The following is a 26883-nucleotide window of genomic DNA, read 5'->3' as shown; positions in this document are numbered from 1 at the left end:
TGGCGTGGTTGGTGTGGAGCATCAGCGGGCCAGGGCGTTGGTGATGACGGCTCGGCAGAGGGTGAGGGTGGGGGCGACGTCGGCGATGGTGAAGGTTTCGGGGGTGCCGGTGCGGGTGGTGAGGCAGCGGGTGATGAGTGGGGTGTACTCGGGGAAATGGTGGAGGGCGTGTCGCCCGGCTTCGGTTTTCGAGACGATTGCGCCGGTGGTCAGGAGGGCGTGCAGGCGTGGGATGCCTAGGACGAACCACGGCATGATCCAGGCGGGAGCGACCTCGTCGTCGGGGCGGCCGGCGGTGTGGGTTTCCAGTTCGGCGAGCTTCGGGGTCCAGTACGACGTGAGGTTGGTGCGGGTGAACTCCTCGAGCGCCTGGTGGTCGTCGTGCACCACCAGGCCTGGTGCCTCGCGGACGGCGATGGACTGGCGGGCCAGCTCGGACCAGAGGACCGGGGAGATCGGCCCGCCAGTCTCCGCCTGCAGTTCGCCGGTTTGGTAGAAGACGACCGTGCGCGTGGGATCCGGCGGTAGGGCCAGCTCGTCGACCGACAGGTACGTGGCGTCGAAGGACGGTGTCTGCGGCATCGCCTCGTGGACTGCTCGCACTCGCTCGGGGTCGGTCAGCGGCGACGCGAGGATCACCGCGGCATCGATGTCGCTGGAGCCAAGATGGAAGTCGCCCAGCGGCACCGAACCCGTCAGGTAGAGGCCCAGCACCTCACCGGGCAGAGCTTCGTCAACCAGCGACAGGTACGCGGCGACACTCTCCCTGACCGGCTCCGGCAGGTCGGACAGCCCGGGCGCAGCGGCGGACAGCGCGGGCGCAGCGTCGGACGTCCCGGCGGACGAGGTGGTCACCGGTTCGAGGCTCGCTGGACGAAGGCGGCGAGGTCCTTGGACTGCTGCAGGCGGGACTCCTCGTGGACGTACATCATGTGACCGGCCGGGTAGTAGAAGAGTTCGATGTTGTCGCGGAGCTCGGCGGGGATGCGGAGCCGGGCGACGGTGTGCTCGGTGGCGAAGTACGGCGTCGCGCAGTCGTAGTGCCCGGACGCGATGTGCACCTTCAGGTGCGGGTTCGCGCGCATCGCCTCGGCGAGCTGGTCGGAGACCGTGACGTGGTCGTTCTCGAACTCCTTGAACGACCAGTCCTTCGCCGCGTCGGCGCTGATGATCTCGTACGGCAGATCGTTCAGGTACTCCAGCTCGGCGCGCACGTAGTGGTTCAGCGCGGCCGTGTACGGCCCCATGATCGCGCGCATCGACGGGTCGTCGGTCGACACCTCACCGGCGGAGTCCGCGTCCCAGCCGGTGAAGCGGGTGTCCAGCCGGCCGATCACCTGCCGCCGGGAACGCAGCAGCTCGGCGAAGAAGCGGGTGTGCTCGATCCGCAGGTCGACCCGGTCCAGGTAGTCCGGCGACAGCCCGGTCAGCGCGGCCAGCTTCTCGATCACCTCACCGCGGTAGTCGGCCGGCAACCGGTTGCCCTGGGCAAGCGCATTCGGGTACCGGCCGGCCGCGTACCGCTCGGCGTCGGCGAGCACCTCCGAAAGCTCCCGGTCGGGAATCAGCCCGTGGTAGTGCGCGGCCGCCGCGTACGACGGCAGGAACAGCGCGTACGGCAGGTCGTTGCCCGGACCGAAGATGAGCGTGCTGAACTCGAGCACCGCCGAGATCAGCATCACGCCGTTGAAGTACATCCCGTGCCGGTTCTGCAGGTGCGCGACCAGGCCGGCCGCGCGGGTCGTTCCGTACGACTCGCCGGCCAGGAACTTCGGCGACATCCAGCGCCCGTTCCGCGAGGTCCACAGCCGGATCACCTCGCCGACCGACTCGAGGTCGGGCGTGAACCCGTGGTACTCCCCCGGCTTCTCGCCCTCGACGGCGCGCGAGTACCCGGTGGACACCGGGTCGATGAACACCAGGTCGCTCACCTGCAGCAGCGTCTCCACGTTGTCCACCAGCCCGTACGGCGGTGGCGCCAGCTCCCCGGCGTCCCCCGCCACCACGCGCCGGGGCCCGAGCAGCCCCAGGTGCAACCAGATGCTCGACGACCCGGGCCCGCCGTTGAACGCGAACGTCACCGGCCGCGTCCCGGGCTCCGCGTCGTCCAGCGTGTACGACGTCAGGAACACCTCGGCCTTCGGCAGGTGCCCGTCGAACTTGCCGTCGGTCACGACCTCGCGCCGCAGCACGATCCGCCCGGTGGTCGCCGTGTACTTCAGCTTCCGCCGTCCCACGGTCAGCACGTGCTGCGTCGTCGTCAGGTCGTCGACCGGCTTGGTCGCGCCCGATGCCGACGCGTCCTCAGGTCCCCGCTCGTCTGCTGCCATGCCCGGAACACTAACAAAACAAGGCAACCCGGCGTCGTCGAATATCCACAGGCCCCTACAGCTTCACCGCCCCCGGCCGCCCGTCCTCCACCACGAACGACGCGTAGGTGTACCGCGGCGCGTCCGGCCGGCTCACCGTCGTCACCATCCGCAGATCCGTCCGGAACTGCTCGCGCGACACCGAGCACCGCACGTACCCGCGCCGGTCCCCGTCGAAGAACTTGATGTGCGGGTTGTGCTTGATCATCGGCCCGTAGTACGGCCCGTACACCTCGCCGTCGCCGTTGCTGGTCAGCGACGTCCCGACGAACTCGGTCGCCACCACCGGCGTCCCCGCACGGTCGAAGTCCGCGTGGATGTCGTTGACGAACGTCGAGTGCCAGTCGCCGGTGACAACCACCGGGTTCCGCGTCCGCGCCGTCCGCCACGCCTCGATGAGCCGCTGCCGCGCTGCCGGGAACCCGTCCCACGCGTCGTGCCAGAGCCGGTCGCCGGCGTCACCGTCGTGGTCGAGCCGCCCGACCATCACGTTGCTGGCCAGCACGTCCCACTGCGCCCGCGAGCGCTTCAGTCCGTCGTACAGCCACTTCTCCTGGGTCTTGCCGAGCATGGTGATCGACGGGTCGTAGCCGCCGGTGCAGGCGTCCGCCTCGCCCCACCCGCACGGCGGCACGCTGCGGTACTGCCGCCCGTCGACTACGTCGAACTGCGCGAGGTCGCCCCACTGCAGCCGCCGGTAGATCCGCGGCCCCTCGCCGACAGGCCGGGCCGGGCGCCGTACGGGCTGGTGCTCGTACCAGGCCTGGTACGCCGCGGTACGCAGCGCCGTGATGTCACCCTCGTACTGCGACTGGGTGTTGGCGTAGTCGTTCTGCACCTCGTGGTCGTCCCACGTGACCATCCACGGGAACCGTGCGTGCGCCCGCTGCAGATCCGGGTCGCTCTTGTAGAGCGCGTACTGCATCCGCCACCGGTCGACGCCGCGCGGAGCCTCCTGCAGTACGGCGGGCACCGGCGTCTTCCGATAACCCCCGTCAGCCGGGATGCCGCCCTCGTAGACGTAGTCGCCCAGGTGCAGCACCAGGTCCAGGTCCTCCTCGGCCAGGTGCCGCAGCGCCGAGTAGTACCCGCTGGACCACTCCTGGCAGGACGCGAAGGCGAAGTTCATCGACGCGTGCCGACCGGTCCGCACCGGCGCCGTCCGCGTGCGACCCACCGGCGACACGTCCGAGCGGTACTTGAACCGGTAGAACCACTCCCGGTCCGGCGCGAGCCCCTCGACCTCCACGTGCACCGAGTGCGCCAGCTCAGGCAGGGCCCACGTCTCCCCCTGCCGTACGACGCGGCGGAAGCCGGCGTCGAGCGCGATCTGCCACTGCACCGGCACCTTGCGGTTCGGCATCCCACCACCCGGCACGAACCGGTCCGGCACCAGCCGGGTCCACAGCACGACCCCACTGGTTGTCGGGTCCCCACTGGCCACGCCGAGTGTGAACGGGTAGTCACCTCCCCCGGGCCTCGGGGTCGCCTCGGCAGGGCCGACCGGCAGCTGCGCGAGCGCGGCCAGGCCGGCGACACCTCCAACGGCTCCTAGGAAACGACGACGGTCGACGGCATCAGGCGGAGTCATCTCCAGGACGCTAGTGCGACCAGGTGACCAGAGGCCGACCAGTGCGTGTCGGGACGGTGTGCCGGCGCCCGCCACTGGCGAGCGCCGGCACCCCAGCTAGCTCAAACTGAAGTGGTCGACGTCGAACAACGACCCCGACCCACCACTGAAGGTCAGGAACAGCGGACCGCTCCCCGACCCGTTCAGCGTCGTCGACACGGTCTGGAAGTTGTCCCACCCACCAGTCACCGGTACGGCGACAGTCCCGAGCACCGGCCCACCAGCAGACCCGGACCGGATCCGAATGGTCCCGCCGGCACCACCGGACGAGATCCGCGCGGTGAACCCGGTCCGGCCGACCGTGCTCACCTGCGAGTACCCCGCCCAGTCACCGTTGTCGATGTACCCCAGCGTCTGACCACCACTGGCGCCCCCGTGCCCAGCCACCTGTACGCCGGACTGCGATGTGAACGCCTCCCCCTGGATCTGGGTCACGGGAGGCGTGGACGAAGCCCCAGCGGCGTACTGGATGCCGCCCAGCAGGTGCCGCCGGAACGCCTGGTCGGCGTACGACTCGATGGTGTGGCCGAAGCCGGTGTAGAACGACCTGCCCGAGCCCTGCGCGTGGTACCAGGCGATCGGGTGGTCGCCCATGTTGCCGCCGCTGTAGGTGGACTCGTCCAGGTTGATCAGCACCCGCACGTTCGGCCGCGGGTTGGTCCGGTAGTTGTACAGCTCGTCGGTCCGCACCCAGGTGGTCCCCAGGTGCGAGGTCGACACGTGCGTCCGGTCCTCGACGCGTGCAGTGACCTGCTGGATCGCCGGATGGCTGTGGAACCACGCCCCGACCAGCTGCCCGTACCAGGGCCAGTCGTACTCGGTGTCAGCCGCCGCATGTACTCCGACGTACCCGCCACCGCCGTTGATGTAGCCCTCGAAGGCTGCCTGCTGCGCAGCGTTGAGGATGTCGCCCGTAGTGCTCAGGAACACCACAGCCTTGTACGCCGCCAGCTGCGACGCCGTGAAGACCGCACTGTCCTCAGTAGCCGTCACAGTGAAGCCGTTCGCCGTGCCGAGCTCCCGGATCGCCTGGATGCCGGCCGGGATCGAGTCGTGCCGGAAGCCGGCGGTCTTGCTGAACACCAGCACCTGGTACGGCGCGGCAGCAGCCGTCTGCCAGGGCAGCAGGCCGCCAACCACCAGCGCTCCACCGGTCAGCAAAGCCGCACGTCGCGTGAATGTAGTCATGACAGCTCCCTAGGAAGTGACGGTGAAGGTGTCGACGTCGAACAGCGCGCCCGCGCCGCCGGTGAAGCTCAGGAACAGCGGCCCGGTCGCGTTGCCGGTCAGCGCGGTGGAGACGGTCTGGAAGTTCTCCCACCCGCCAGTGCTCGGTACGGCGACCGAGCCGAGCAGTGTGCCCGTCGCAGACCCCGACCGCACCTGGATGGTCCCGCCGGGACCGCCCGACGAGATCCGGGCGCTGAACGACTTCAGACCGGTTGTGCTCACCGTCGAGTACCCGGCCCAGTCGCCGTTGTCGATGTAGCCGAGCGTCTGCCCACCACTGGCACCCGCGTGCGCAGCCACCTGTACGCCGGACTGCGAGCTGAACGCCTCGCCCTCACGCGTCGTACCGGTCGAGCCCGACGTCGCCAGCGTGAACGCGTCCAGGTCGAACAGGTTGCCGTTGCCCGTGACGCCCTTGAAGACCAGGAACAGCGTCGTCGTACCGGCGGGCTTGTTGCTCAGGTTGGCCGAGACGTGGGTGAACGTGTCCCAGTTGCCCGTGTTGGCCACCGGCACCGTCGCCATCAGCCGGCCGGTCGCGGAACCGGCCCGCACCTCGATCGTGCCGCCGGGGCCGCCGGACGACACCCGCGCGCTGAACGACGTCGCCGTGCTCAGCGCGTACGGCGTGAACGAGACCCAGTCGTTGTTGTCGACGTACCCGACGGTCCGGCCGCCCTCGGCCGCGGCGTGCGTCGCGAACTCGACCCCGGACATCGCGCTGAAGTGCTCGCCCTGGCGGTGCCTCGGCTGGAGCTTGCGCACGCTGTGCGAGGTGACGCCGCCGTTGTCGGTGTACTCCGCGTCGAAGACCCCGAAGATGTTCGCGGCCGGGTCGTGCTCACCGTCGGCCGGTACGGCGATCGAACCGCTGCAGCCGTTCTTCGAGGTGATCTGGTGCTGGTGCTCGTCGTGGCCGAGCAGGTAGGTGACCTTCACCCGGCTGCAGTCGATCGTGCCGTCCTCCGGGTCGCTGACGTCGACCTGGAACGGCACGGTGTCGCCGAACGAGAACGGCTGCCCGTCCGCGGGCGACTGCAGCGTCACCGTCGGCGCGGTGTTGCCGACGCTGATCTGCACGTTGGCCGAACCGGTCAGTCCGGTCGGGTCCGTCACGGTCAGCGTCGCCGTGAACGTGCCCGCGGTGTTGTAGGTGTACGACGGGTTGGCCTGCGTCGACGTACCGCCGTCACCGAACGTCCACCGGTACGACAGCGCGCCGCCTTCGGGGTCGGAGCTGCCCGCGGACGAGAACGCCACGGTCAGCGGCCGGCCACCGGACGTCGGGGTCGCGGCGGCCTTGGCGACCGGGTTGCGGTTGGCGCTGCCCTTGTACTCGATCCGCCACAGCGCCTGGTTGTTCGCGCCGGTGCCGTAGTCGAGCACGTAGAGGGCGCCGTCCGGCCCGAAGGCCATGTCCATCACCTGCGTGCCGGTCCACGGGAACGCGCCGATGTCACCGACGCCACCAGTGCCGGTCACCTCGATCGCCTTGATCCACTTGCGGCCGAGCTCGCCGGCGAAGTAGCGGCCGTTCAGCGACGCCGGGAACTTGACCGGCGAGGTGTTGTTGGCGTCGTACCGGTAGACCGGTCCGCCCATCGGCGACTCGGAGCCGCCGCCGAACTCCGGCGGGGTGCCGGCGTCACCGCCGTACTTGATCCAGGCCGCCTTGGCCGGGGGCAGCTTGGTCTGGCCGGTGTTGCGGAACGAGTTGTTGGTGGGACCACCGGCGCAGTCGTACTTGGCACCCGACGGGCCGCTCGGGAACTGCCAGTCGTTGTAGGTCTCGTTCGTGGCGTTGGTGCCGGTGCAGTACGGCCAGCCGTAGTTGCCGGGGGCAGTGATCCGGTTGAACTCGACCTGACCGTTCGGCCCGCGGTTCGGGTTGGTGACGCCGGCGTCCGGGCCGTAGTCGCCGAGGTAGACGATGCCGGTCGGTTTGTCGACACTCATCCGGAACGGGTTCCGGAAGCCCATCGCGTAGATCTCGGGCTTGGTCTGCGCCGTCCCCGGCGCGAACAGGTTGCCGGACGGGATCGTGTACGTGCCGTCGGCCTGCGGCTTGATCCGGAGCAGCTTGCCGCGCAGGTCGTTGGTGTTGCCCGAGGTGCGCTGCGCGTCGAACTGCGGGTTGCGGCCGGTCCGCTCGTCGATCGGCGTGTAGCTGTCGGACTGGAACGGGTTGCTGTCGTCGCCGGTGGTCAGGTAGAGGTTGCCCGCGGCATCGAAGTCGAGGTCACCGCCGACGTGGCAGCACTGGCCGCGGTCGTTCGGGACCCGGAGCACGATCTTCTCGCTGGCCAGGTCCAGCGTGTTGTCGGTCTTCAGCACGAAGCGCGACAGGTGCAGCTCGCCCTTGAACCGGTCCCAGTCGGCCTGCGAGCCGTCGGTCGGCGCGTCCCCGTCCGGCGTCGACAGCCGGGGCGAGAAGTACAGCCAGACGAAGCGGTTGGTCGCAAAACCTGGATCGACGGCGACGCCCTGGAGGCCCTCCTCGTCGTGGGTGTAGACGTTCAGCCGGCCGGCGAGCGTCGTCGTACCGTTGACGTCGGTGACCCGTACGGCGCCGTCGCGGGCGGTGTGGATCACCGACCGGCTGGGCATCACGGCGAGCGACATCGCCTCGCCGAGCTCGTTGGCACCACTGGCCAGCGACACCTGCTGGTAGTCGGCGGCCGGGATGGTCGACCCCGCCTCGGCCGCCGGGGCGCTGACGCCCAGGGCACCGATCAGAGCCGCCGTGATCAGCACGGCGATTGGCCTTCTCATCACGCGACTCCTTCGATCAGGTCGAACTGTTCCCACGGGCCGATCGCGTCTCGGTTCGCGATCAGTGGTGCGGCGCCGCCGTTGTCGGCGCAGACGAGCTTGTTGTTGACCTGGGCCCGGAGACTGACCGAGCCGTCACCGTTGCGGATCAGCTGGAAGGTCTCCCAGGACCCGACGTTCTGGTTCTTGGCCAGCAGCGGTCCGGCGCCCGCGTCGTCGGCCGCGACGAGCAGGTTGTTGGCCTTGGCGCGCAACGAGACGTTACCGCCGCCGAGGTCGGTCATCACGTACTGCTGGGCGGTGCCGATCGTCGTGGCGTTCGCGATCAGCGGCGTACCGGTCCCGGCGGTGACGTACTTGCCGTTGGCCCGTGCTTTCAGGGCAACGGTTCCGTTGCCGCTGCTCTGCTTCGGCAGACCGATCGTTGCCTTGTCGTAGCGCTTCGCCGTCGTGGCCGGCGTACCGGACAGAGCCTGGAACGGCTGGACGGCTGTTCCGGTCTTCTCCACCAGGTAGGACCGCCCGGCCTGGGCGGGGATCGTGAAGGTGGCGTTCGACTGCGCCGGTACGACGACGGCCTGGGTCTGACCGTCCAGAACCGTGACGCTCTGCCCCGGCCAAGGACTCCGTACGGCGAGCTGCTGGGCAGCCCCGGAGCTGATCGCGACCGTGGTCGGCGAGCCGTTGGCGATCTGGACGTGCACCTTCGACTTGTGGCCGATGGCAACCGTTCCCTCACCGCTCCAGTCGGCCGGCCAGGCGGGCGCGATCCTCAGCAGGCCGTCGTAGTCCGTCGCCAGTGACTCCGGAACGGTGATGGCCAGGACGCCGGACTGCTCGATGTACGGCTCGAACGCCGGCTGCGCGGTGAAGCTCGCCATCCCGGACGGGTACACCTGGTACTGCCGGATGGCCGCGAGCAGCGCGGTCTTCATGTCGCCGGCCAGGCCGAGCCGCGCGGCGTGCAGAGCGTCGTAGCTCCAGTCGTTGCCGTTGACGTAGCTGCGCGCCGTGTACGTACGACGGCCGACCGCGGTCAGGGGACTGCTGTCGCCGATCAGGTTGAACGGCCAGACCGCTTCGAGGCCGATGTTCTCGCTGTTGTGCCTCGGCGCGGTCGGTTGAGTGGACAGGCCGATCATCGTGTTGCCGTTGGCATCCTGCGCGGGTGTCAGCAGCTGGGTCTGCGTGGCCGTGTCGGTGCGCGGCAGCGCCTGGATCTTCGGGATCGCCGTATTGAGCTGGCCGACCAGCGCGCTGTCGACGCCGAGGGTCTGCGCCGCCTTCACCGCGACCGGGAAGAACGCCTGCATCGCGGCGATGTCCGTCGTCGGATCGGTGACACCCCACTGCGTCTCGTGCGCGTTCGAGAACGTGTGGAGCTTGCCGTCGGCACCGGTCGTCGCGTGCGAGAGCAGGAACTGCGCCGCGCCCTTGATCAGCGGGTAGTTCGCCGCCAGGAACGCCGGGTCGTCGGTCATCCGGTAGTGCTCCCAGACCCACAGGCCGATCTCGGCGCCGGTGGTCACGGTCAGGGAGTTGTACGTCGGGGCGATGATCGAGTCGCAGGACGCGTTGCTCGTGCCGCCGTCGTACGTGCCGTTGCCGTTGAACCGCATCGTCTCCGGCACGCACAGCCCTTGCTTGCCGGGCATCCGCTGACTGGTCCAGGATGCGATCGCGTCCAGGTTGTCCCGGTAGAGCCGGAACATCGGATCGTTCAGCGCCGGCAACCCGGCGGAGAGGTTCGCGGCGACCTGCATCCGGAGGTTCCAGAACCAGTACCCCGACGGGTACCAGTCCCGCTTGTCCTGCGAGAACGTGAACAGGTCGGCGACCCCGGCCTGCGACCCCGGCAGCACCCCGCGGCTCTGAGCCGCCGCGGAGTACAGGTAGATGGTCCGCAGGTTCTCGACGTAGTCACCGGTGCCGTCGGTCGAGCTGATCTTGATCAGCCCGGCCTTCTGCCAGTAGTCGTGCCACCACTGCAGATGCGCTGAGCGCACCTCGGAGGCAGGACGCGTCGCAGCACCGTTCAGTACGGCGTTGGTGGTGGCGATCGAGTCGCCGCCGGTCCAGGTCGGTGCCGCGACGACGACCCGGAACGAGCCGTCGGCGTTGGGCTGGAAGGCGACCTGGCCGGTCAAGCTGTTGGGCGTCGAGGCGACCACGTTGCGGCCGCCGGCCGTGAGACCGGCGAGCGAGCCGAAGGTCCGGCCCGACACCCCGGCGCCTTGGTTGTCGACCCAGGTTTCGGCCAGGGCGGCAACGGATCCGGAGGCCCGGGCGGTCGGCGTCCGGGGCGACCAGAGTTTGACCTGGGCGGTCTGGGTGGCGTTGGGATCGGCGCCGGTCACGTCGACGACCAGTTGCTGGGTGTCGGCGCGGATGAACGCGGTCAGCGTCATGCCGCCGCCGGACTGGCGCAGCATCCCGTCGTACAGGTCGAGGCGGCCGGTGAAGTCGGCCGCTCCGGTCATCCGGGCCAGGCCGGGGATGACCACGTGGCCGAGCGACTTGCGGCCCGGGAACGTGTCGGTGCGGTTGAGTTGCGCGGTGAAGCCGCCGGCCGACCAGACCGCGGCCCCGAGGGCGCCGTTGCCCAGCGGGAGCGACTCGGCCGGGGCCGCGTTGGCCCGGCCGAGCACGATGTCGGAGCGGCGCACCAGGTTCGGGGTGTCGACGACGAAGGACCCGTTCTGCCAGGCGGTGGTGCCGGGCGCGGCGATGGCGGGTGGGGACCCGCCGCTCGCGATCAGCCCGGCAAGTAAGGCTATCGCCGGCAAGATTTTGGGCAGGCGGGATCGCAGGAGGGTGTTCATCGGATCTCTCCTGGAGAAGGAGCGGACCCCTGGCCTGGGGGCGGAGAGGACCAGAGGTAGACATCGGATCTTTCTGGCTTCACGCTCCGCTGTCAATCCCTCACCGGTTCCGGAACTTCCGACACCGTCGACCGGGTCGCGGCGGGACGCCGTACGGTCGCTAATCTCTGGGCATGGCGAGGATCCTGCACATCGCGTTCTCCGACGAGTGGGCCGCTGCTCAGGCAGCCGGCGCGTACCGGAGGTCGACCCGCGGTACATCGCTGGACGACGGGGCGACCTTCATCCACGCGTCCCGCTGCGAGCAGGTCGATGGGGTCGCGAACAGCTTCTACACCGACGTCGAGACGCCGTTGCTGCTGCTGGTGATCGACACCGAGCGGCTCGTCTCGGCACTGTGCGACGAGGACCTGGACGGCAGCGGGACGACGTTCCCGCACATCTACGGCCCACTGAACCTGGACGCCGTGGTCGGCGTACTGGCTTATGAGCGCGGGCCCGACGGCCGCTGGCCCGAAGTGTCGCCGCAGGCCGTATCCTGATCGGCGGAACGGGTCGGTCGGGTGATCGCGTCGCGCACTCCGGTGCGCGCCGAGGAAAGTCCGGACTCCACAGGGCAGCGTGGTGGGTAACGCCCACCCGGGGAAACCCGCGGGACAGTGCCACAGAGAACAGACCGCCAGCGGCCTGAACGAACCCCGTGGTTCGTTCAGGTGCGGGTGAGGGTGAAACGGTGGTGTAAGAGACCACCAGCTCGGCAGGTGACTGCGGAGGCTAGGTAAACCCCACGTGGAGCAAGGCCAAGAAGGACGCCGGGCAACCGGCGTTCGCGCGAGCGTTCGAGGGCTGCCCGCCCGAGCTCGCGGGTAGGCCGCTGGAGACTGCCGGCAACGGCAGCCGTAGATGGATGATCACCGACTACAGAATCCGGCTTACAGACCGACCCGTTCCCTTCAGCGGCCCTGAGCGGCGGCCGATGTATTGGCCGCCAATGGATGTGCTTGAATGCCGGGGATCGTCGCACGGCAATCGACAAGCTGAGGATGTCCATGAACAGGCTGACCCGCGCGCTGCTCGCAGTTCCCGCCGCCGTCGTACTCGTCGCCACCGCGACGACCACCGTGGCGTCCGCCTCCAGCCCGAGCGGCCCACCGCCTCCGGAGGGCTTCGGCGTCTGGTGCGTGTCGGTGACCGGAGCGAAGGCGTGCTTCGCCGAGTACGGCGACCGTATGTGGGTGAAGGACACCAAGGCGAACGGAGAACCCGCCGGCGCCACGATCAAGAGCAAGCTGCCCGGGGCGTACTGGTACCGGGAGTGCTTCAACCGCCTCGGAGCGGACGGCGGCTGGGCGTACTGCGACTTCGACGTACCGGAGAACGCGGCGGGCGAGCTGTGGGTGGTCAACAACCCGTTCATCGGCGCTCAGGCGAAGGTGAACATCTACACGACGGTCATCTGATCGGCCGCGGGCTCGGCCAGGCGTCGGGCGAGCAGGCCGGCAATCGCCGGGAGCACGATCAGTACGGCGAGCACGGTCTGCAGCGAGGTCGTCTCGGCGAGGGCGCCGAGCGCCGGGGCGACCATCCCGCCGGCGCTCACCGCCAAGCCGAGCGTGACGCCGCTCGCCGTACCGACTCGGCTCGGCAGGTAGTCCTGGCCGAGCGTGATGTGCAGCGAGAACGGGACCGACAAGGCAATCGCCGTCACCACCACGAACCCGAGCATCACGAACCCGGGCACGAACGTCAGCCCGGCCAGCCCCACCGCCGCCGTGCCATAGGCGACCCGCATCACCGGCAGCCTGCCCCACCGGTTCGCGAGCCGGCCGCCGAGCAAGGTCCCGACGACGCCACCGCCGAAGAGGACCACCAGGACCGCGGAGCTTCCGGTCGCGGACAGGTCCAGCCGCTGGCCGAGGTACAGCCCGACGAACGTGGTCAGCCCGACGTACACGATCGAACGCAGCACGATGATCGTGGTGAGCCGGGCGAAGGACCGCCAGTCGTCGGCGCCCGGGCGCCGAGTGGTCTTCGGCGCCGCGCCCTTGCGCAGCAGCGGAAGCGTGATCAGCGCGCCGACGACCGCGGGGATCATCAGCGCCGGGGTCGCCTCGAGGCCGCCCGCGTGCAGCAGCGGTACGACGACGACCGGTGCGAGCGCGAAGCCGACGATGCCGCCGAGGGAGAACCAGCTCATGCCGATGTGGCCGCCGCCGGTGACCGCGCGCGCCGTACGGGCTGCTTGGGGGTGGTACGCCGCGACGCCGACTCCGGTGAGCGCGATCGCGAGCAGCGTGAGCAGGTAGTCGTCGGTGAGGCCGACCAGCGCCGTACCGGCTCCGGTGCCGAGCATGCTGACCGGGAGCAGCCAGGGCATCGACCAGCGGTCGGTGAGCAGGCCGAACAGCGGCTGGACCACCGACGACAGCAGGGTCGCGGCGAGGACGAAGCCGGAGACCGCGACGTAGTCGTAGCCGCGCTCGGCGACCAGGAACGGGACCAGGACCGGGACCAGGACCGGGACGATGCCCTGGTAGAGGTCGACGCTGCCGTGACCGGTCGCGAGCAGGACGGTGGGGAGCCTCTTCACCGGCCCTAGTCTTGTGGGTGTGCTGTTGTCCGGCTTCCGATAATCTGCCGGATGATGTCGCCAACCCGCCACCAGCCGATCGCCCCGACCGTCCTGCGCCGCCTGGACGCCGGCGCGGGCATCGACGCGCACCGGCACGACGAGCACCAGATCGCGTACGCCGCCCGCGGCGTGCTCGCCGTCGCGACCGGCCGGGGCCACTGGATCGCGCCCGCGGACCGGGCGATCTGGGTGCCGGCGGGGACTGTTCACCAGCATCGTGCTTACGGTCGGACGGATCTCTACCTGGTCGGGCTCACCGAGAACCCGTTGGAGCTGTCAGCGCCCGCGGTGCTTGCTGTGGGCCCGCTACTGCGCGAGCTCATCATCGCTTGCACCGACGACGCACGGTCGCCCGTCGAGCACAACCGCTTGCGGGCGGTGCTTCTGGACCAGCTGCAACGCACCTCGCAACAGCCCTTGAAGTTGCCTATAGCAACTGACCCTCGACTGTCGGCGGTTTGCGCCACCCTCGCCGCCGACCCGGCCTCTCCTCAGACCCTGGCTTCCCTCGGCGCTGCGGTCGGCGCGGGCGAGCGCACGCTGTCCCGCCTCTTCCGGTCCGAGTTCGCGATGACGTTCCCGCAGTGGCGCACCCAGCTCCGGCTGCACCACGCGCTGATCCTGCTGGCCGAAGGGCATCCCGTCACGACCGTCGCGCTGCGCTGTGGCTGGTCCACCCCGAGCGCGTTCATCGACACCTTCCGCCGAACCTTCGGCCACACTCCCGGCCAGCACCTTGACAGACATCGGTAAGCGCTTGCCATGATGCGGGAATGATCTACGAACTGAACCACGTAGGCGGCCCTGTCCAAGACCTCGACACAAGCCTCGCCTTCTACACCGACCTCGGCGCCCAGGTCGTCGACCGTCTCTTCATGGAGGGCCCGAAGGTCACCCGGGTCCACCTCCAGCTCGGCACCGGGCTGATCGAGCTGCTCCACAACCAGAACCCCGCGCCCGACGCGACGTACGGTCTCAACCACGTCGGCTTCATGACCGACGACCTCGACGGCGACTACGCCCGCCTGATCGCCGCCGGCTACTCCGAGCTCACCCCACCCAAGATCGCCGGCAGCGGCCAGGGCCGCCTCGCCTTCCTCGCCGACCCCAACGGCAACCGCGTAGAACTCCTCCAACGCGCCGAAGAGTTCCGCATCCCACCCATCACCACCGGCCCCCTCCGCCGCCTGTCCCACATCGCCCTGGACGCCCCCGACCTGACCGCGGCCACCACCTTCTACGGCACCCACCTGGGCCTGCAACAGACCGACCCGGAAACCTTCCGCTCGTCTCAGGACACCCTCAAACTCAGCCCGACCTGGCCCGCCACCACCACCCCGGTCAACCACCTGGCCCTCGAGGTCATCACCCCCGGCCCCGACCAACACGACCCAGACGGCAACCGCCTCACCTTCCTACCGCTCAGCTGAAACCGCTCACGACCCATTGTCACCATCCGCACGCAGCGTTACGGTGACCCCTAATCCCGAGGGGGGCTCGGGGATTCAAGGGGGGCACCATGTCACAGCCTTACTCCGGCATGCCCGGACAACAGCCAGCAACCAACCCGCAGCGGCCGCCTGGCAAGCTCCGCACTCGAACGGTGGTCCTGATCATCGTCGGCGGACTGGCGGTCGTCGGCGGTCTCAGCAGCATCGAGAGCGCGGTCAACAAGCCGGCCGGTCCGGATCCGACCAGCGCGCAGGTGGTCGAGGTCACCTCGGGCCTGCCGGCCACACCGCCGTCGACAACCCAGCCGACGCCAACGGCCGCACCGACCACCACACCGGCGCCACCGAAGCCGACAGTCACACCGAAGCCCACCGTCGCGCAGAAGCCCAAACCCGTTGTCTACAAGAAGATTTCAGCCCGCCAGTGGAAACTGATCGCGAAGTCGCCCGACTCCCACGTCGGTGAGCACCTGATCCTCTACGGCACGGTCACGCAGTTCGACTCGGCCACCGGCACCGACACGTTCCGGGCCAACGTCGACGGCATCAAGCACCGTCCGTCGTACGGCTTCGTCGACTACCCGAGCAACGTCATCCTCACCGGCACCGAAGCGGCTCTGTCCAACCTGGTCGAGGACGACCTCTTCACCGCCCGCGTCACCGTCACCGGCTCCCTCACCTACGACACCCAGATCGGCGGCCAAACCACGGTCCCTCAACTCCGGATCGCATCCCTGTCCGTCACGGGCTCCGTCGGCGACTAGCTCAGAGCCGGGTCGCTGCGAGGAAGCCGACGACAGCGGCGGCGAGAACGAGCGCGTGCAGGACCATGTGCTCGAGGTTGGGCCGGGGGCGATCGCCGATCCTCGGCACGACGATCACGGTGCGCGCGTAGGTACGCGCGTGCATCTCGGCCCAGCTGCTCCCTGTTCCGGCCGTTGCCCAAGGCACCGTGACCCCAGCGAGGTAGGGCAGCCACCACAGTGCGATCCCGCCGAGGACGACGAGCAGCTCGATCCCGCTGCCGACCATGGCGAGCCAGGGCAGCCGCAGGCCGCCTGCGAGCGCCAGCAGGACGGCGGGAAGCAGCATGATGGGGCCGTTGATGAGCACTTCGGTACGCCGCTCGGCGGGCGTCGCCCCCGTGATGTTGTTCAACGGCCGCAGATCGACCAGCGTTGTGATCACGAAGTACAGGTCGGCGAGGATGACGAGCGCGATCGCGGTGATGAGCATGGTCAGCTTCCAGGGACGAGTCGAGCTGCGACGCCGTCGAGGAAAGTCCCGACCGCGAGCTCGAACCAATGGTCGTAGTACTCCCGTGGCGCGACGGGGGCGTGAGGTGCGTCGCCGAACTCGGCCGCGGCAAGACCGACCGCGAGTACGCCGAGGGACGAGACCGCGAGCAGGGCGTCCTGGTCGTCGACGCCCAGCCGGGCGAAAGCCCGTGTGACCAGCGGGACGGCAGGACCGTAGACCTCTGCCGACATGTTCGTGACCGCCAAGACCTGGGCGGCTCCGGGGTGGGCGCGCAGTCCAGCTCGAACGTTCGCGGCGAGCTGCTCGAACAAGGGCCGCCAGGCGAGCTCTCCGTCGAGGCCGTCGATGACGCCGGTCCACACCGCGTCGGCGACGAGCTGCCGCAGCTCCGACTTGCCGGAAACGTGGTTGTACAGCGACGCCGCCTGCACCCCGAGCCGCGAGCCCAACGCCCTCATCGAGAGCCCCGCGGGCCCTTTCTCATCCAGCAGCTCGAGCGCGGCTCGAACGATCCCCTCACGATCGACGCGTGCTTTGCGCGACATCCGGCCACCTCCGACACCATTATTAACACTGTTAGTAATGGTGTGCAAACCTTACCGTCCGTCCGTGAGGTTCAGTTCGTAGTACTGGCTGAGGAGGCCTTTGCCGAAGAGGGTGTGGGGCTCGGAGCCGGTGAGGGTGAAGCCTCGGTTGAGGTAGATGGTGCGGGCGGCTTCGAGGGGGTCGTTGGTCCAGAGGACCATGCGTTGGTAGCCGGCCTTGCGGGCGAAAGCGAGGCAGGTGTCGACCAGGCGGCTGCCGAGGCCGTGGCCTCGGGCGGCCGGGGTGAGGAGGAGCAGGCGGAGTTTGGCGGTGGACTCGTCGGGGCCCTGGACGCAGAAGATGCAGCCGGCGCGTTCGCCGTCGACCTCGGCGATCCAGGCGGTTTCGCGGATCGGGTCGTGCTGCTCGGCGTAGTCGGCGACGACGCGGGCGACCAGCGCCTCGAACGCCACGCCCCAGCCGTACTCGGCGGCGTACAGCTCGCCGTGGGCCTGGACGACCCAGCCGAGATCGCCGGGCCGGTCGGCGGGACGGATCACTGCTGCGGACATCTGCACCACCCGATCTACTGACACGACTGTTTCAGTAGGAGATACTAGCGATGTGCCGACCATGAAGCCAGCCCCTTCCGCCCGGGAGCAGGAACTGCTGGAGCTCGCCTACAGCTACTCGCTCACCCACGGCCTCGCCGACCTCTCGCTGCGCCCGCTGGCGACCGCGATCGGGTCGAGCCCGCGGGTGCTGCTGTTCCTGTTCGGCAGCAAGGACGGCCTGATCCGCGCGCTGCTCACCCGGGCGCGCAGCGACGAACTGGCCCTGCTGAAACAACTCCGGTACGACGAACAGCCCGGCCTCGACGCCATCGCACTGGAACTGTGGAGCTGGCTGTCCGCTCCCGAGCACCGTCCCCTGATGAACCTCTGGGTCGAGGCCTACGGCCGCTCGCTCGTCTCCCCCGGCGGCCCGTGGGGCGACTGGGCGCGCAGCACCGTCGACGACTGGCTGGAGTTGCTCGAGGCATCACAACCCGATGCCGAGAGCAAGCATGCCCGCGCCCGGCGGACCGCCGTACTGGCGCTCCTCCGCGGCGCGCTGCTCGACCTGCTCGCGACCGGCGACCTCGACCGCACGACAAGAGCGGTCGAGCAACAACTAGTTCGCTAGCTCGAACGCGATGGTCCGCTTGGTGATGTCCGCGTCGACCAGTTTCACGCGCACCGCCTGCCCCAGCGGCAGTGGCGTCGAACTCTTGACCTTGCCCTCGATCGCCAGCGTGGACAGCGTGACGACCCCACGGTTCGGGTCGCGGTCGTCCACGTCGACGACCACGCCGTCGAACGTCGTACCGACCTGGTCGTGCACCAGCGCGGCCTCGACCATCGAGACGATCGCGCGTTCGTAGGCGTGCGCCTTGCGGTCGCACTCCTCCATGATCTTCGGGATCTCGTCCATCGACTCCCGCACCCAGTCCGGCACCGGCGCGTCCGCGCACAGGGCGACGCAGATCTCGCCGGTCCAGCGGTCGACCAGCCGGCGCAGCGGCGCGGTGACGTGCGCGTACTCCGACTTCATCGCCGCGTGCTCCGGGCTCTCGGGAACCCCACCGGAGAAGGAGGTGTAGCCCGCGCCCCGGAACAGAACGGTGCACGCGGCAAGCATCGCCGCGTGCGCCGGCACCTTCGGGTCCAGCCCGTGGATGAACTCCGCGTACGACGTACCGACCGGCCACTCGATCCCGAGCGCCTTCGCGGTGTTCTCCAGCTTGCGGCGCAGGTCGTCGTGCGATTCCGGCAGCGTCCGCAGGATCCCGATCTCGCCGTACATCATCAGGTGCGCGGCAGCCATCCCGGTCAGCAAGGAGATCTGCGCGTTCCACCCCTCGACCGGCAGCGGCGCGCGGAACTCCAGCGTCCACTGGCCGTCGGCGGTGACGACCTCCTGGTCGGGGATCGGAAGGTTGACCCCGCCGCGTTCGAGCTCGCGCTGCTCGCGCAGCTTGCCGACCTCGCGCAGCAGTTGCAGCGACTCCGACGCCGTACCGGCATCGAGGTCCTTCTGCACGCCGGCGTAGTTGAGCTTCGCGCGCGACTTCACCAGCGCGCGCTCGCAGACGACGTCGGTGCCCTCGCCGGACGCGTCGACGGTGATCGTCCACAGCAGCGCGGGCCGTACGGCGTCGGGCAGCAGCGACGCGGCGCCCTCCGACAGCTCCGGCGGGTGCAACGGCGTGCGCTTGTCCGGCGCGTACAGCGTCTCGCCCCGCTTGCGCGCCTCGACGTCGATCGGGTCGCCGGGCTGCACGAACGCCGCGACGTCCGCGATCGCGTAGTGCACGGTGTAGCCGTCGCCGGCCCGTTCGATGTGCAGGGCCTGGTCGAGGTCCATCGAGTCCGGCGGGTCGATCGTCACGAACTCGAGGTCGGTCCGGTCCAGCTTCGGCAGCCGCGGGTTGTCCTTCGCGGCGAGGGCCGCGGCGACCACCTCGGGCGGGAACTCGGCCGGCACCTCGAGCTCACGCCGGATCGTCTGCAGCGAAGCCCGCAGCACCTCGGGCACGTCCTCGGCGAAATGCACCTTCTGCAACGGCACTCGACCACTCCGTCCTCGACGACCCGGCACTTCGTCGTACCGGCGTGGACCTCAGACTAGCGGCGGCACCACGTTGAAGCCGCGCAGCGAGGCCAGGCCGTCGGCGTACCAGTTGATCTCGGTGACCGTGGCCGGCTTCAGCTCCATCCGGAACAGCGACGCCATCGGCGCCTGCAGCACGCCGCGGACCATCAGCTTGATCGGCGTCACGTGCGTGACCACGACGACGGTCTTGCCCGGGTACGACGTCAGTACGGCGTCCCGCGCGGTCCGCGCCCGCCGCGCGCACGCGTCGAACGACTCGCCACCGGGCGGCGCGACCGTGGTCGACCCGAGCCAGGCGTTCAGCGCGTCCGGCCACTTCTCCTGCACCTCGGCGAAGGTGTGCCCGTCCCAGTCGCCGAACGAGCACTCGACCCACGCGTCCCGCACCTCGACCTCGAGACCCAGCCGCTCGGCCACCGCGGCCGCGGTCTGCCGGGTGCGCAGCATCGGCGACGCGATCACCGCGTCGATGGGACCGAGCCCAGCGATGTACTGCGCCGCGGCCTCGGCCTGCTCGCGCCCGATCTCGCTCAGCCCCGGGTCGTCCCCGCCCGAACCCGAGAAGCGCTTGTCCACCGTGTGCGCCGTCTCGCCGTGCCGCAGGAAGATCAGCCGCGTCGGCGGCTCGGTCTGTACGCCGCCCCAGCCGGACATCGCCTTGCCGAGCTCCGACACCTCGGTGACCACCGGGGCGGCCGAGTTCTCGGCCGGCTTCAGCGGTACCGGCTTGCCGTCCAGCGCCATGTTCGCGAGCGTGTCGGCGGCCGCGTTCTGCGCCCGCGGCACCCAGGTCCACTCGGTCCCGAACGGCGCCAGCGACTGCGCCTTCATCGCCAGCGGCTTCATGTCCGGGTGCTTGACCTTCCACCGCCCGGCCATCTGCTCGACGACCAGCTTGGAGTCCATCCGGACCTCGATCGAGGCGTTCGGCGCGTACTCCGCGGCCAGCTCCAGCCCGGCGATCAGCCCGCTGTACTCCGCGACGTTGTTCGTCGCGACCCCGATCGTCACCCCGGCCTGGGCGATCACCTCACCCGTGGCCGGGTCCCGGACCAGCGCGCCGTACGACGCCGGGCCCGGGTTGCCCCGCGATCCACCGTCGGCCTCGACGATGACGTGCGTGTACGTCATACCGTGCTCTCCGCCGTCCTGACCAGGATCCGGCCGCACTCGTCGCAGCGCTGGACGACCTCGGGCGCGGACGCCTTGATCTTGCTCAGGTCCGACGGCGCCAGCTCCATCCGGCAGCCCATGCAGCGCTTGCCGACCAGCGGCGCGGCGCCGATGCCGCCGTTGCGCTCGCGGAGCTTCTGGTACAGCGTGACGAGGTCGTCGGGCAGCTCGGCGGCGGCGGTCGACCGTTGGTCGCCGAGCGACGCACGCTGCTCGTCGAGTTCCTTGAGCGCAGCGTCGCGCGTGCCCTCCAACTCGGTCTGGCGGCCGGCGAACGCCTCGGCGCGGCTCTGCAGATCGGTCTGGACGACCTCGGCCGCCTCCAGCTTCTCCATCACCTCGAGCTCGGCGTCCTCCAGGTCGGAGATCCGGCGGTCGAGCGAACCGATCTCGTGCTGCAGGTTCGCCAGGTCCTTCGGCGAGGTGACCTGGCCGGAGTCGATCCGCTGCTGGTTGCGGGTCTTGCGCTGACGGACCTGCTCGACGTCGCTGTCGGCCTTCTTCTGCTCGCGCCGCAGGTCCGACACGTTGGTGTCGGCACCGACCAGCTCGCGGTCGACGACCGACTTCTCGGCACCCAGGTCGACCAGTGCCTGGTGCTCGGGCAATGCCTTGCGCTTGGTCGCGACCACATCCAGCTGCAGGTCGAGATCCTGCAGGTCCAGCAACCGGCGTTGGACAGCGGGCTCGGCGTTCAGGGTCGGCTCCTTTGATCTTGCGTTCAGTTGTCAGCTCTCCGGGCGGGCCCTACAGGCGCAGGTCCCAGGCATCCGTGCGGAGCGTCGAGATGTGAGTGTCCACGGTACTGCCCTGCTCTGCCAAGCCCGCGCCCAGGAGTCGATCCGCGTCGGTCAGCCACGGCCACTCGCTGGCCCAGTGCGCGACGTCGACCAGCGCCGGGCCGTCGGCGTACGCGCGGGCCTCGGTCGCGGGGTGGTGCCGGAGGTCGGCTGTCACGTACGCGTCGACGCCTGCCGCGCGGACCCGGTCGAGCTCGGAGTCGCCTGCTCCGCCGCAGACCGCGACGGTCTTGATGGTCCGGTCGGGATCGCCTGAGACCCGTACGCCGTGCTCGGTCTTCGGCAGTCCCCGGTCGACCGTCTTGGCGAACTCGCGCAGCGACAGCGGCGTCCCGAGCGTCCCGATGCGTCCGCCACCGCGCTGACTGGGCAGCGACGCCAGCTCCAGTACGTCGTACGCGGGCTCCTCGTACGAGTGTGCTGCCCGCATCGCCTCCACCACCGCACGGCGGCGGTGCCGCGGGAGGATCATCTCGACGCGCGATTCCTGAACGACCTCGATCGCGCCGACGGTGCCGATCGTCGGGTTGGCGCCTTCGAGCGGCCGGAAGGTTCCTTCGCCGGTCGTCGACCAGGCCGCGCGGTCGTAGTCGCCAATCCGCCCCGCGCCGGCCGCGGCGAGCGCGTCGATCATCTGCTGCGTCTCGTCGATCGGCACGTAGACGACGAGCTTGTCCATCTGCTCCGACGGCATCGCCTTCAACGGGCGGGTGTCTCGCAGGTCGAGCGCGGTGGCCAGCGCGTCACTGACCCCAGGGTTCGCGTTGTCCGCGTTGGTGTGACAGACGATCAACGCCGTCCCGCTCCGGATCAGGTCATGTACCACTCGCCCCTTGGGCGTTGTCGTGGCGACGCTGTTCACTCCGCGCAGCAGCAACGGATGGTGACTGACGATCAGGTCGAACCCACCGTCGATCGCCTCGTCCACCACCGCCCGCATCGGGTCGACCGCGAACAACACCTTCCCCACCGGCTGCTCCGGATCCCCCGTCACCAGCCCGACGGCGTCCCAGCTCTCCGCCCACGCCGGGTCGTAGAGCCGATCCAGAACCGCCTTCACATCACCCAGACTCGTCGCCACCCACCCATCCTGCCGCACCCTCTCTCCCCACCCCCAAGGGGTCGGGGTGGGAAGAGAGGCGATGGTGGGAGGAATGGGGCGGCCGCCCCGGGGCCTTCGCTTCGCTTGGCGGCGCATCGCGCCCGAGCGCGGGATCAGCTGGTCCCGCCGGGATCAGCCGCTTTCCTCGCCGGCCGACCTGTCCAGCGCTCGCGGTACCGCACTCACCAACCCACGAGGGTGGCGGGTTGGTGGGTGCGGTGGGCGGCTCTTCAGATCAGCCAGGCGGTCGTGTCGGTGGGGAGCTTTTCGCCTTCCAGGGGGGCGCTGGAGAGGACGACCGCGCCTTCGGGGAGCTCGATGGGGGCGGCGCCGAAGTTGGTGATGGACTGCCAGCCGCCGGGGCGGCGGAAGTGGAGGGCCCACTCGACGCCGTCGACCCACTCGAGGCCTTCGCCGGTCTGCAGGCCACGGCGTACGGCGAGAGCCTTGCGGTAGAGGCTCAGGGTCGAGTCGGGGTCGCTCTGCTGCGCCTCCACCGAGTACCCGCCGAACCACTTCGGCTGGAGCAGGTGCGAGCCGCCGGAGCCGAAGCCGAAGGACAGACCGCCGACCGTCCACGGCAGCGGGACGCGGCAGCCGTCGCGGCCCTTCTCGGCGCCCTTGGAGCGGAAGTACGCCGGGTCCTGCAGGTTCGCTGCCGGCAGTTCGCCGACCTCCTGCAGCCCGAGCTCCTCACCTTGGTACAGGTACGCCGAGCCAGGCAGCGCCAGCATCAGCAGTACGGCGGCCCGCGCGCGCCGCAGCCCCTGCTCGACGTCGACCGTCGGCTCGGTGCCGTTGCTCAGCAGCCACGCCTTGCCGTCCTGCCAGGCGCCGTCGGGATCCCTGGGCAGCCCGTACCGCGTGGCGTGCCGTACGACGTCGTGGTTGGAGAACACCCACGTCGAGGACGACCCGTTCTGGTCGGCGAGCGCCAGGTTCTCCTTGATCACCTGACGGAACTTGTCGAAGTCCCAGTCGGCCTGCAGGAGGTCGAAGTTGAACGCCTGCCCCAGCCCGGCCGCGCTCGCGTACCGAGCCCGGCGAGCAGCCGGTACGAACGCCTCGGCGACCGCCGACCGCGGCGGGTCGTACTCGTTCAGCACCTTGCGCCACTCGACGTAGATGTCGTGCACCTCGTCGCGGTCCCACAGCGGGTGCACGCCGTACGACTCGGACTGCCGGGGCAGCGTGGTCTTGGACGGCAGCGGCTCGGTCAGGTCCTTCTTCAGCGCGTGCGCGACGTCGACGCGGAACCCGTCGACACCCCGGTCCGACCAGAACCGCAGCGTCTTCACGAAGTCCTCGCGGACCTCGTCGTTGTCCCAGTTGAGGTCGGGCTGCTCGGCGGCGAACAGGTGCAGGTACCACTGGCCGTCGTGGATCTGCGCCCACGCCGACCCACCGAAGACCGAGTCCCAGTCCGACGGCGGCTGGTCGCCGTCGCCCTCGCGGAAGATGTACCGGTCGCGCTCGGGCGAGTTCTTCGGCGCGGCCAGCGCCTCCTGGAACCACTCGTGCCGGTCGGAGCTGTGGTTCGGCACGATGTCGACGATCAGCTTGATGCCGTTGTCGTGCAGCATGCCGACCAGCTCGTCGAAGTCGGCGAGCGTGCCGAGCCGCGGGTCGACGTCGCGGTAGTCGTCCACGTCGTACCCGCCGTCGGCCAGGGCGGACGGGTAGAACGGGCTCAGCCAGACCGCGTCGATGCCGAGCGACGTCAGGTACGGGACCCGGCTGATGATTCCCTGCAGGTCGCCGATGCCGTCACCGTCGGAGTCGGCGAAGCTGCGCGGGTAGACCTGGTAGACGACCGCCTGCCGCCACCAGTCGGCAGCGCTCGTCTCCTGGGCGTAAGTAGTCAAGAGAGCCTCACTCTGGGTACCGGTTTATATAGACTTTAAATTTAGAATCTGTAGTATTGTGCGGGCGGTCCACGAGGAGGTCAAGAGGGATATGCCAAAGACATCTGCGGCCACTCCGCCACTGCTGCGGCGGGTGAACGCGAGCAAGCTACTCGGCGTGCTCTCGACCGCGGGGGTGATGACCGGAACCGGACTGATCGAGGCCACCGGGCTGACCCGGGCGACCGTGCACGCGGTCTGCAACGACCTGATCGGCATGGGCTGGGTGCTCGAGCTCGACCCGGTCCGCGACGAGTCCAGCGTCGGCCGGCCCTCGCGGCGCTTCGAGTTCAACAGCGGTGCCGGGTTCGTGCTCGGCATCGACGTCGGCGCGGCGAAGACGACCGTCGTGGTCGCCAACCTGCGCGGCGAGACGCTGGCCAAGGCCGGGCGCTCGTTCGCCGCGGTGAAGGAGCCGGGCGAGCGGACCGACCTGGTCGACGAGGCCGTGGCCGACGCGATGCGGGCCGCGGAGGTGACCGACGACCAGGTGATCGCGGCCGGCGTCGGGGTCGCGGCTCCGGTCGACCGGAGCGGGAGCATCCTGGCCGACGACGAGTTCTGGCGACGGTTCGACGCCGGGCTGACGGCGCGACTGTCGAAGCTGCACGGCTGGCCCGCACTGTTGGAGAACGACGCGAACCTCGCGGTGCTCGGGGAGCACTGGCGCGGTGAGGCGCAGGGTGTGGACGACCTCGTCGTCCTGCTGGCCGGTGAGCGGTTCGGGTCGGGTTTGATGGACTCGGGCCGATTGCTGCACGGGAGTCGCGGTGGTGCGGGCGAGATGGTCTACCTCAAGCTCGTCGAGGGCGTCGGCGACACGCACGGGATCGCGCGGATCGCGCGGGAACGCGGCGCCGCGGCGATCGCCGATCCGGCGGTTCGGACCGTACTGCGGGAGCTTGCGGCCGGTGAGCCGGTGACGGCGGAGATGGTGTTCGCCGCGGCGGCGCAGGGCGATCGCGCGGCGATCGACGTACTGGAGGTCGTCGGTCAGCGGACGGCGCGCGTGGTGGCGACGCTCGGGATTCTCTTCAACCCCGAGCTGGTGGTGATCGGCGGTGCGGTCGCGGAGGCGGCGAAGGCTTTGCTGCCGTCGATCGACGAGTTGCTCGCGACCTTCACCAGTACGCCGCCGAAGATCGCGGTGTCATCGCTCGGCGACACGATCGTGTCGGTCGGCGCGGTCCGGCACGCGCTGAACTACGTGGAGCAGAACGCACTGGACCTGACGCTGACCGCCCGGCGTTTCTAGTCGCGCGTGTGGTGCTCGGCGACGTCGAGCTCGCCTTCCAGCTCCAGCTCGACGACCGTGCAGTCGCGGTCCAGGGCTGTATCCGAGTCGACGTACAGGTACGTCCATCCCGCGGCGCCCTCGATCCCACCGCCCTGGCGGTCGATCCGGAGCTCGACGTCCGAGCCGACGATCGTTGCCTTGAGCACCTTGTTGCGGATGCCGCGGACCACGAAGTACTCGTTCGGCCGGTCGAAGCCGAACAGGTAGACCTTGCGCCGGTCCGCCGACACCGTCGACGCGCCGTAGAAAGCACCGTTCGGCAGGCCCCGCGTCGTCCCGAAGACCGCGCGCTCGTGCCGCCGGATCCAGTCCCCCAGCTCGCGCAGCCGCTCGACCTGCTCCTCGGGAATGCTGCCGTCCTCCCGCGGACCCACGTCGAGCAGTAGGTTGCCGCCACCACCGATCGTTTCCGCGAACAGCCGGATCAGCTGCCGGACCGACTTGTAGTGGTGGTCGTCGTGCTGGAACCCCCACGAGTCGTTGATCGTGACGCACAGCTCCCACGGCCCGGCCGGCGGCACGATCGGCACACCCTGCTCCGGCGTCGCGTAGTCGCCGAACCCGCCGCGCATCCGCCCGTTCACCACCGACTCCGGCAGCTTGGCGGCGATCAGGTCGCGCACCTCCTCCATCCGCCACTGCTCCGGATCGCGCTCCCAGTCCCCGTCGAACCACAGCAGGTCCGGCGTGAACCGATCCATGATCTCGGTCAGCTGCGTCCGGTGGAACGCGAGGAACCGCTCCCAGGCCTCGGGGTTCTCCTCACCAGCAGCCGGTACGGCGTACGGATTGCCCCGCTCGTCCGCCGGCATCCCGGCCGGCCGCACCGACGCGTAGTCGGGGTGCGTCCAGTCGAGATGGCTGAAGTAGAGCCCGACCTTCAGCCCGTGCGCGCGCAGCCCGTCGACGTACTCGCTGACGATGTCCCGCCGCGCCGGCGTCGCCTTCACCGTCGACAGATCGTTCGCCGCGGTGTCGTAGAGCGCGACGCCGTCGTGGTGCTTCGACGTCAGTACGGCGTACCGGGCGCCGGCCGCCTCGAACAGCTCGGCCCACGCCTCACCGTCGAACTTCGCCGCGGTGAAGCCGTCGAGCTGCTTCAGGTAGTCCTCGTGACTGATCTCGCCGGTGAAGAACGACCAGGACTCGGCGATCCCGTTCACCGCGTAGATGCCGTAGTGGATGAAGATGCCGAGTTTGGCCTGCTCGAACCAGGGCTGGATCGCCATCGCGCACTTCCTCGAGGTCGGGGTCGTGACGA

At 69.5% G+C, this 26883-nt stretch carries 23 protein-coding genes and 1 other RNA gene; 8 read left to right on the top strand and 16 right to left on the bottom strand.

Going from position 1 to position 26883, the window contains the following annotated elements:
• Nucleotides 1-21 precede the first annotated feature (21 nt).
• The 6 genes from ACLQ2O_RS28970 to ACLQ2O_RS28945 all read right to left on the bottom strand — a co-directional run bounded on the left by ACLQ2O_RS28970 (nucleotide 22) and on the right by ACLQ2O_RS28945 (nucleotide 10823).
• Nucleotides 22-855 (bottom strand): aminoglycoside adenylyltransferase domain-containing protein, encoded by an 834-nt coding sequence (locus ACLQ2O_RS28970; protein WP_425837284.1) that lies wholly within the window; start codon nucleotides 853-855, stop codon nucleotides 22-24.
• Entirely contained in the window at nucleotides 852-2330 is a 1479-nt protein-coding gene (locus ACLQ2O_RS28965) for a S10 family peptidase (protein ID WP_425837281.1), read from the bottom strand. Before ACLQ2O_RS28965 ends, ACLQ2O_RS28970 begins: the two co-directional genes overlap by 4 nt.
• Nucleotides 2331-2385: 55 nt before the next feature.
• Entirely contained in the window at nucleotides 2386-3960 is a 1575-nt protein-coding gene (locus tag ACLQ2O_RS28960; RefSeq protein ID WP_425837278.1) for an alkaline phosphatase D family protein, read from the bottom strand.
• Between the two features lie 96 nt (nucleotides 3961-4056).
• Nucleotides 4057-5187, bottom strand: coding sequence for a ThuA domain-containing protein (locus tag ACLQ2O_RS28955; RefSeq protein WP_425837275.1), 1131 nt, complete (start codon nucleotides 5185-5187; stop codon nucleotides 4057-4059).
• 9 nt (nucleotides 5188-5196) lie between these two features.
• Nucleotides 5197-8001, bottom strand: coding sequence for a carbohydrate-binding protein (locus ACLQ2O_RS28950; RefSeq protein ID WP_425837272.1), 2805 nt, complete (start codon nucleotides 7999-8001; stop codon nucleotides 5197-5199).
• Nucleotides 8001-10823, bottom strand: a complete 2823-nt coding sequence (locus tag ACLQ2O_RS28945; RefSeq protein WP_425837270.1) for a fascin domain-containing protein — start codon at nucleotides 10821-10823, stop codon at nucleotides 8001-8003. The genes ACLQ2O_RS28950 and ACLQ2O_RS28945 overlap by 1 nt, the downstream gene beginning before the upstream one ends.
• A gap of 173 nt (nucleotides 10824-10996) precedes the next feature.
• Between ACLQ2O_RS28945 and ACLQ2O_RS28940 the strand changes: the two genes are divergently transcribed.
• From ACLQ2O_RS28940 to ACLQ2O_RS28930, 3 genes are all read left to right on the top strand, one after another.
• Nucleotides 10997-11365: a DUF952 domain-containing protein gene (locus ACLQ2O_RS28940; protein WP_425837267.1), complete on the top strand. Its 369-nt coding sequence runs from the start codon at nucleotides 10997-10999 to the stop codon at nucleotides 11363-11365.
• Between the two features lie 9 nt (nucleotides 11366-11374).
• Nucleotides 11375-11774, top strand: an RNA gene (gene rnpB / locus ACLQ2O_RS28935) — RNase P RNA component class A.
• Nucleotides 11775-11872: 98 nt separating this feature from the next.
• Complete coding sequence (locus tag ACLQ2O_RS28930) at nucleotides 11873-12283, top strand: hypothetical protein (protein WP_425837264.1); 411 nt, start codon at nucleotides 11873-11875, stop codon at nucleotides 12281-12283.
• Here ACLQ2O_RS28930 and ACLQ2O_RS28925 read toward each other — a convergent pair.
• Complete coding sequence (locus tag ACLQ2O_RS28925; RefSeq protein WP_425837262.1) at nucleotides 12265-13413, bottom strand: MFS transporter; 1149 nt, start codon at nucleotides 13411-13413, stop codon at nucleotides 12265-12267. The two genes, ACLQ2O_RS28930 and ACLQ2O_RS28925, sit on opposite strands and share 19 nt — an antisense overlap.
• Nucleotides 13414-13464: 51 nt before the next feature.
• On the opposite strand from ACLQ2O_RS28925, the gene ACLQ2O_RS28920 reads away from it, so the two are divergent.
• From ACLQ2O_RS28920 to ACLQ2O_RS28910, 3 genes are all read left to right on the top strand, one after another.
• Complete coding sequence (locus ACLQ2O_RS28920) at nucleotides 13465-14208, top strand: AraC family transcriptional regulator (RefSeq protein WP_425837260.1); 744 nt, start codon at nucleotides 13465-13467, stop codon at nucleotides 14206-14208.
• A 20-nt stretch (nucleotides 14209-14228) separates the two neighbouring features.
• Entirely contained in the window at nucleotides 14229-14885 is a 657-nt protein-coding gene (locus ACLQ2O_RS28915) for a VOC family protein (protein ID WP_425837257.1), read from the top strand.
• Between the two features lie 89 nt (nucleotides 14886-14974).
• The gene (locus ACLQ2O_RS28910) at nucleotides 14975-15670 is read left to right on the top strand and encodes a hypothetical protein (RefSeq protein WP_425837255.1); all 696 of its coding nucleotides are present in this window, start codon (nucleotides 14975-14977) and stop codon (nucleotides 15668-15670) included.
• A gap of 1 nt (nucleotide 15671) precedes the next feature.
• Here ACLQ2O_RS28910 and ACLQ2O_RS28905 read toward each other — a convergent pair whose 3' ends face one another.
• The 3 genes from ACLQ2O_RS28905 to ACLQ2O_RS28895 are packed head-to-tail and all read right to left on the bottom strand — an operon-like array spanning nucleotide 15672 to nucleotide 17263.
• On the bottom strand, nucleotides 15672-16142 hold the full coding sequence (locus tag ACLQ2O_RS28905; protein ID WP_425837253.1) for a hypothetical protein: 471 nt from the start codon (nucleotides 16140-16142) through the stop codon (nucleotides 15672-15674).
• Between the two features lie 2 nt (nucleotides 16143-16144).
• Nucleotides 16145-16711, bottom strand: a complete 567-nt coding sequence (locus tag ACLQ2O_RS28900) for a TetR/AcrR family transcriptional regulator (protein WP_425837250.1) — start codon at nucleotides 16709-16711, stop codon at nucleotides 16145-16147.
• 51 nt (nucleotides 16712-16762) lie between these two features.
• A complete protein-coding gene (locus ACLQ2O_RS28895) occupies nucleotides 16763-17263 on the bottom strand; it encodes a GNAT family N-acetyltransferase (protein ID WP_425837247.1) in 501 nt (166 codons plus the stop codon).
• Between the two features lie 61 nt (nucleotides 17264-17324).
• Here ACLQ2O_RS28895 and ACLQ2O_RS28890 point away from each other — a divergent pair, with 61 nt between their 5' ends.
• Nucleotides 17325-17876, top strand: a complete 552-nt coding sequence (locus ACLQ2O_RS28890) for a TetR/AcrR family transcriptional regulator (RefSeq protein WP_425837244.1) — start codon at nucleotides 17325-17327, stop codon at nucleotides 17874-17876.
• Here the strand turns inward: ACLQ2O_RS28890 and ACLQ2O_RS28885 are convergent.
• From ACLQ2O_RS28885 to ACLQ2O_RS28865, 5 genes are all read right to left on the bottom strand, one after another.
• Complete coding sequence (locus ACLQ2O_RS28885) at nucleotides 17865-19301, bottom strand: RNB domain-containing ribonuclease (protein WP_425837242.1); 1437 nt, start codon at nucleotides 19299-19301, stop codon at nucleotides 17865-17867. The genes ACLQ2O_RS28890 and ACLQ2O_RS28885 overlap by 12 nt on opposite strands.
• Before the next feature lie 51 nt (nucleotides 19302-19352).
• Nucleotides 19353-20477, bottom strand: coding sequence for a bifunctional RNase H/acid phosphatase (locus ACLQ2O_RS28880; protein ID WP_425837239.1), 1125 nt, complete (start codon nucleotides 20475-20477; stop codon nucleotides 19353-19355).
• Nucleotides 20474-21187 carry a zinc ribbon domain-containing protein gene (locus ACLQ2O_RS28875; protein ID WP_425837236.1) on the bottom strand — a complete coding sequence of 238 codons (714 nt, stop codon included), beginning with the start codon at nucleotides 21185-21187 and terminating at the stop codon, nucleotides 20474-20476. The genes ACLQ2O_RS28880 and ACLQ2O_RS28875 overlap by 4 nt, the downstream gene beginning before the upstream one ends.
• Nucleotides 21188-21266: 79 nt before the next feature.
• Entirely contained in the window at nucleotides 21267-22400 is a 1134-nt protein-coding gene (locus ACLQ2O_RS28870) for a Nif3-like dinuclear metal center hexameric protein (RefSeq protein ID WP_425837234.1), read from the bottom strand.
• Nucleotides 22401-22651: 251 nt separating this feature from the next.
• Complete coding sequence (locus tag ACLQ2O_RS28865; RefSeq protein ID WP_425837231.1) at nucleotides 22652-24286, bottom strand: glycoside hydrolase family 13 protein; 1635 nt, start codon at nucleotides 24284-24286, stop codon at nucleotides 22652-22654.
• Nucleotides 24287-24377: 91 nt separating this feature from the next.
• Here ACLQ2O_RS28865 and ACLQ2O_RS28860 point away from each other — a divergent pair, with 91 nt between their 5' ends.
• The gene (locus ACLQ2O_RS28860; protein WP_425837229.1) at nucleotides 24378-25580 is read left to right on the top strand and encodes an ROK family protein; all 1203 of its coding nucleotides are present in this window, start codon (nucleotides 24378-24380) and stop codon (nucleotides 25578-25580) included.
• On the opposite strand, the gene ACLQ2O_RS28855 is transcribed toward ACLQ2O_RS28860, so the two are convergent.
• The gene (locus ACLQ2O_RS28855) at nucleotides 25577-26851 is read right to left on the bottom strand and encodes an alpha-L-fucosidase (protein WP_425837226.1); all 1275 of its coding nucleotides are present in this window, start codon (nucleotides 26849-26851) and stop codon (nucleotides 25577-25579) included. The two genes, ACLQ2O_RS28860 and ACLQ2O_RS28855, sit on opposite strands and share 4 nt — an antisense overlap.
• Between the last annotated feature and the right edge of the window lie 32 nt (nucleotides 26852-26883).

This window comes from Kribbella sp. DT2 (genome assembly GCF_049844575.1).
Taxonomy (GTDB): domain Bacteria; phylum Actinomycetota; class Actinomycetes; order Propionibacteriales; family Kribbellaceae; genus Kribbella.
Note: the sequence above shows the minus strand (reverse complement) of the source record. Positions and strands in the feature narration are given on the sequence as shown.

Bases quoted from the DNA above. Each gene is read 5' to 3' on its own strand.
- ACLQ2O_RS28965 (WP_425837281.1), bottom strand. From the start codon at position 2,330: ATGGCAGCAGACGAGCGGGGACCTGAGGACGCGTCGGCATCGGGCGCG.
- ACLQ2O_RS28960 (WP_425837278.1), bottom strand. From the start codon at position 3,960: ATGACTCCGCCTGATGCCGTCGACCGTCGTCGTTTCCTAGGAGCCGTT.
- ACLQ2O_RS28955 (WP_425837275.1), bottom strand. From the start codon at position 5,187: ATGACTACATTCACGCGACGTGCGGCTTTGCTGACCGGTGGAGCGCTG.
- ACLQ2O_RS28950 (WP_425837272.1), bottom strand. From the start codon at position 8,001: ATGAGAAGGCCAATCGCCGTGCTGATCACGGCGGCTCTGATCGGTGCC.
- ACLQ2O_RS28945 (WP_425837270.1), bottom strand. From the start codon at position 10,823: ATGAACACCCTCCTGCGATCCCGCCTGCCCAAAATCTTGCCGGCGATA.
- ACLQ2O_RS28940 (WP_425837267.1), top strand. From the start codon at position 10,997: ATGGCGAGGATCCTGCACATCGCGTTCTCCGACGAGTGGGCCGCTGCT.
- ACLQ2O_RS28930 (WP_425837264.1), top strand. From the start codon at position 11,873: ATGAACAGGCTGACCCGCGCGCTGCTCGCAGTTCCCGCCGCCGTCGTA.
- ACLQ2O_RS28920 (WP_425837260.1), top strand. From the start codon at position 13,465: ATGATGTCGCCAACCCGCCACCAGCCGATCGCCCCGACCGTCCTGCGC.
- ACLQ2O_RS28915 (WP_425837257.1), top strand. From the start codon at position 14,229: ATGATCTACGAACTGAACCACGTAGGCGGCCCTGTCCAAGACCTCGAC.
- ACLQ2O_RS28910 (WP_425837255.1), top strand. From the start codon at position 14,975: ATGTCACAGCCTTACTCCGGCATGCCCGGACAACAGCCAGCAACCAAC.
- ACLQ2O_RS28905 (WP_425837253.1), bottom strand. From the start codon at position 16,142: ATGCTCATCACCGCGATCGCGCTCGTCATCCTCGCCGACCTGTACTTC.
- ACLQ2O_RS28900 (WP_425837250.1), bottom strand. From the start codon at position 16,711: ATGTCGCGCAAAGCACGCGTCGATCGTGAGGGGATCGTTCGAGCCGCG.
- ACLQ2O_RS28895 (WP_425837247.1), bottom strand. From the start codon at position 17,263: ATGTCCGCAGCAGTGATCCGTCCCGCCGACCGGCCCGGCGATCTCGGC.
- ACLQ2O_RS28890 (WP_425837244.1), top strand. From the start codon at position 17,325: ATGAAGCCAGCCCCTTCCGCCCGGGAGCAGGAACTGCTGGAGCTCGCC.
- ACLQ2O_RS28880 (WP_425837239.1), bottom strand. From the start codon at position 20,477: ATGACGTACACGCACGTCATCGTCGAGGCCGACGGTGGATCGCGGGGC.
- ACLQ2O_RS28860 (WP_425837229.1), top strand. From the start codon at position 24,378: ATGCCAAAGACATCTGCGGCCACTCCGCCACTGCTGCGGCGGGTGAAC.
- ACLQ2O_RS28855 (WP_425837226.1), bottom strand. From the start codon at position 26,851: ATGGCGATCCAGCCCTGGTTCGAGCAGGCCAAACTCGGCATCTTCATC.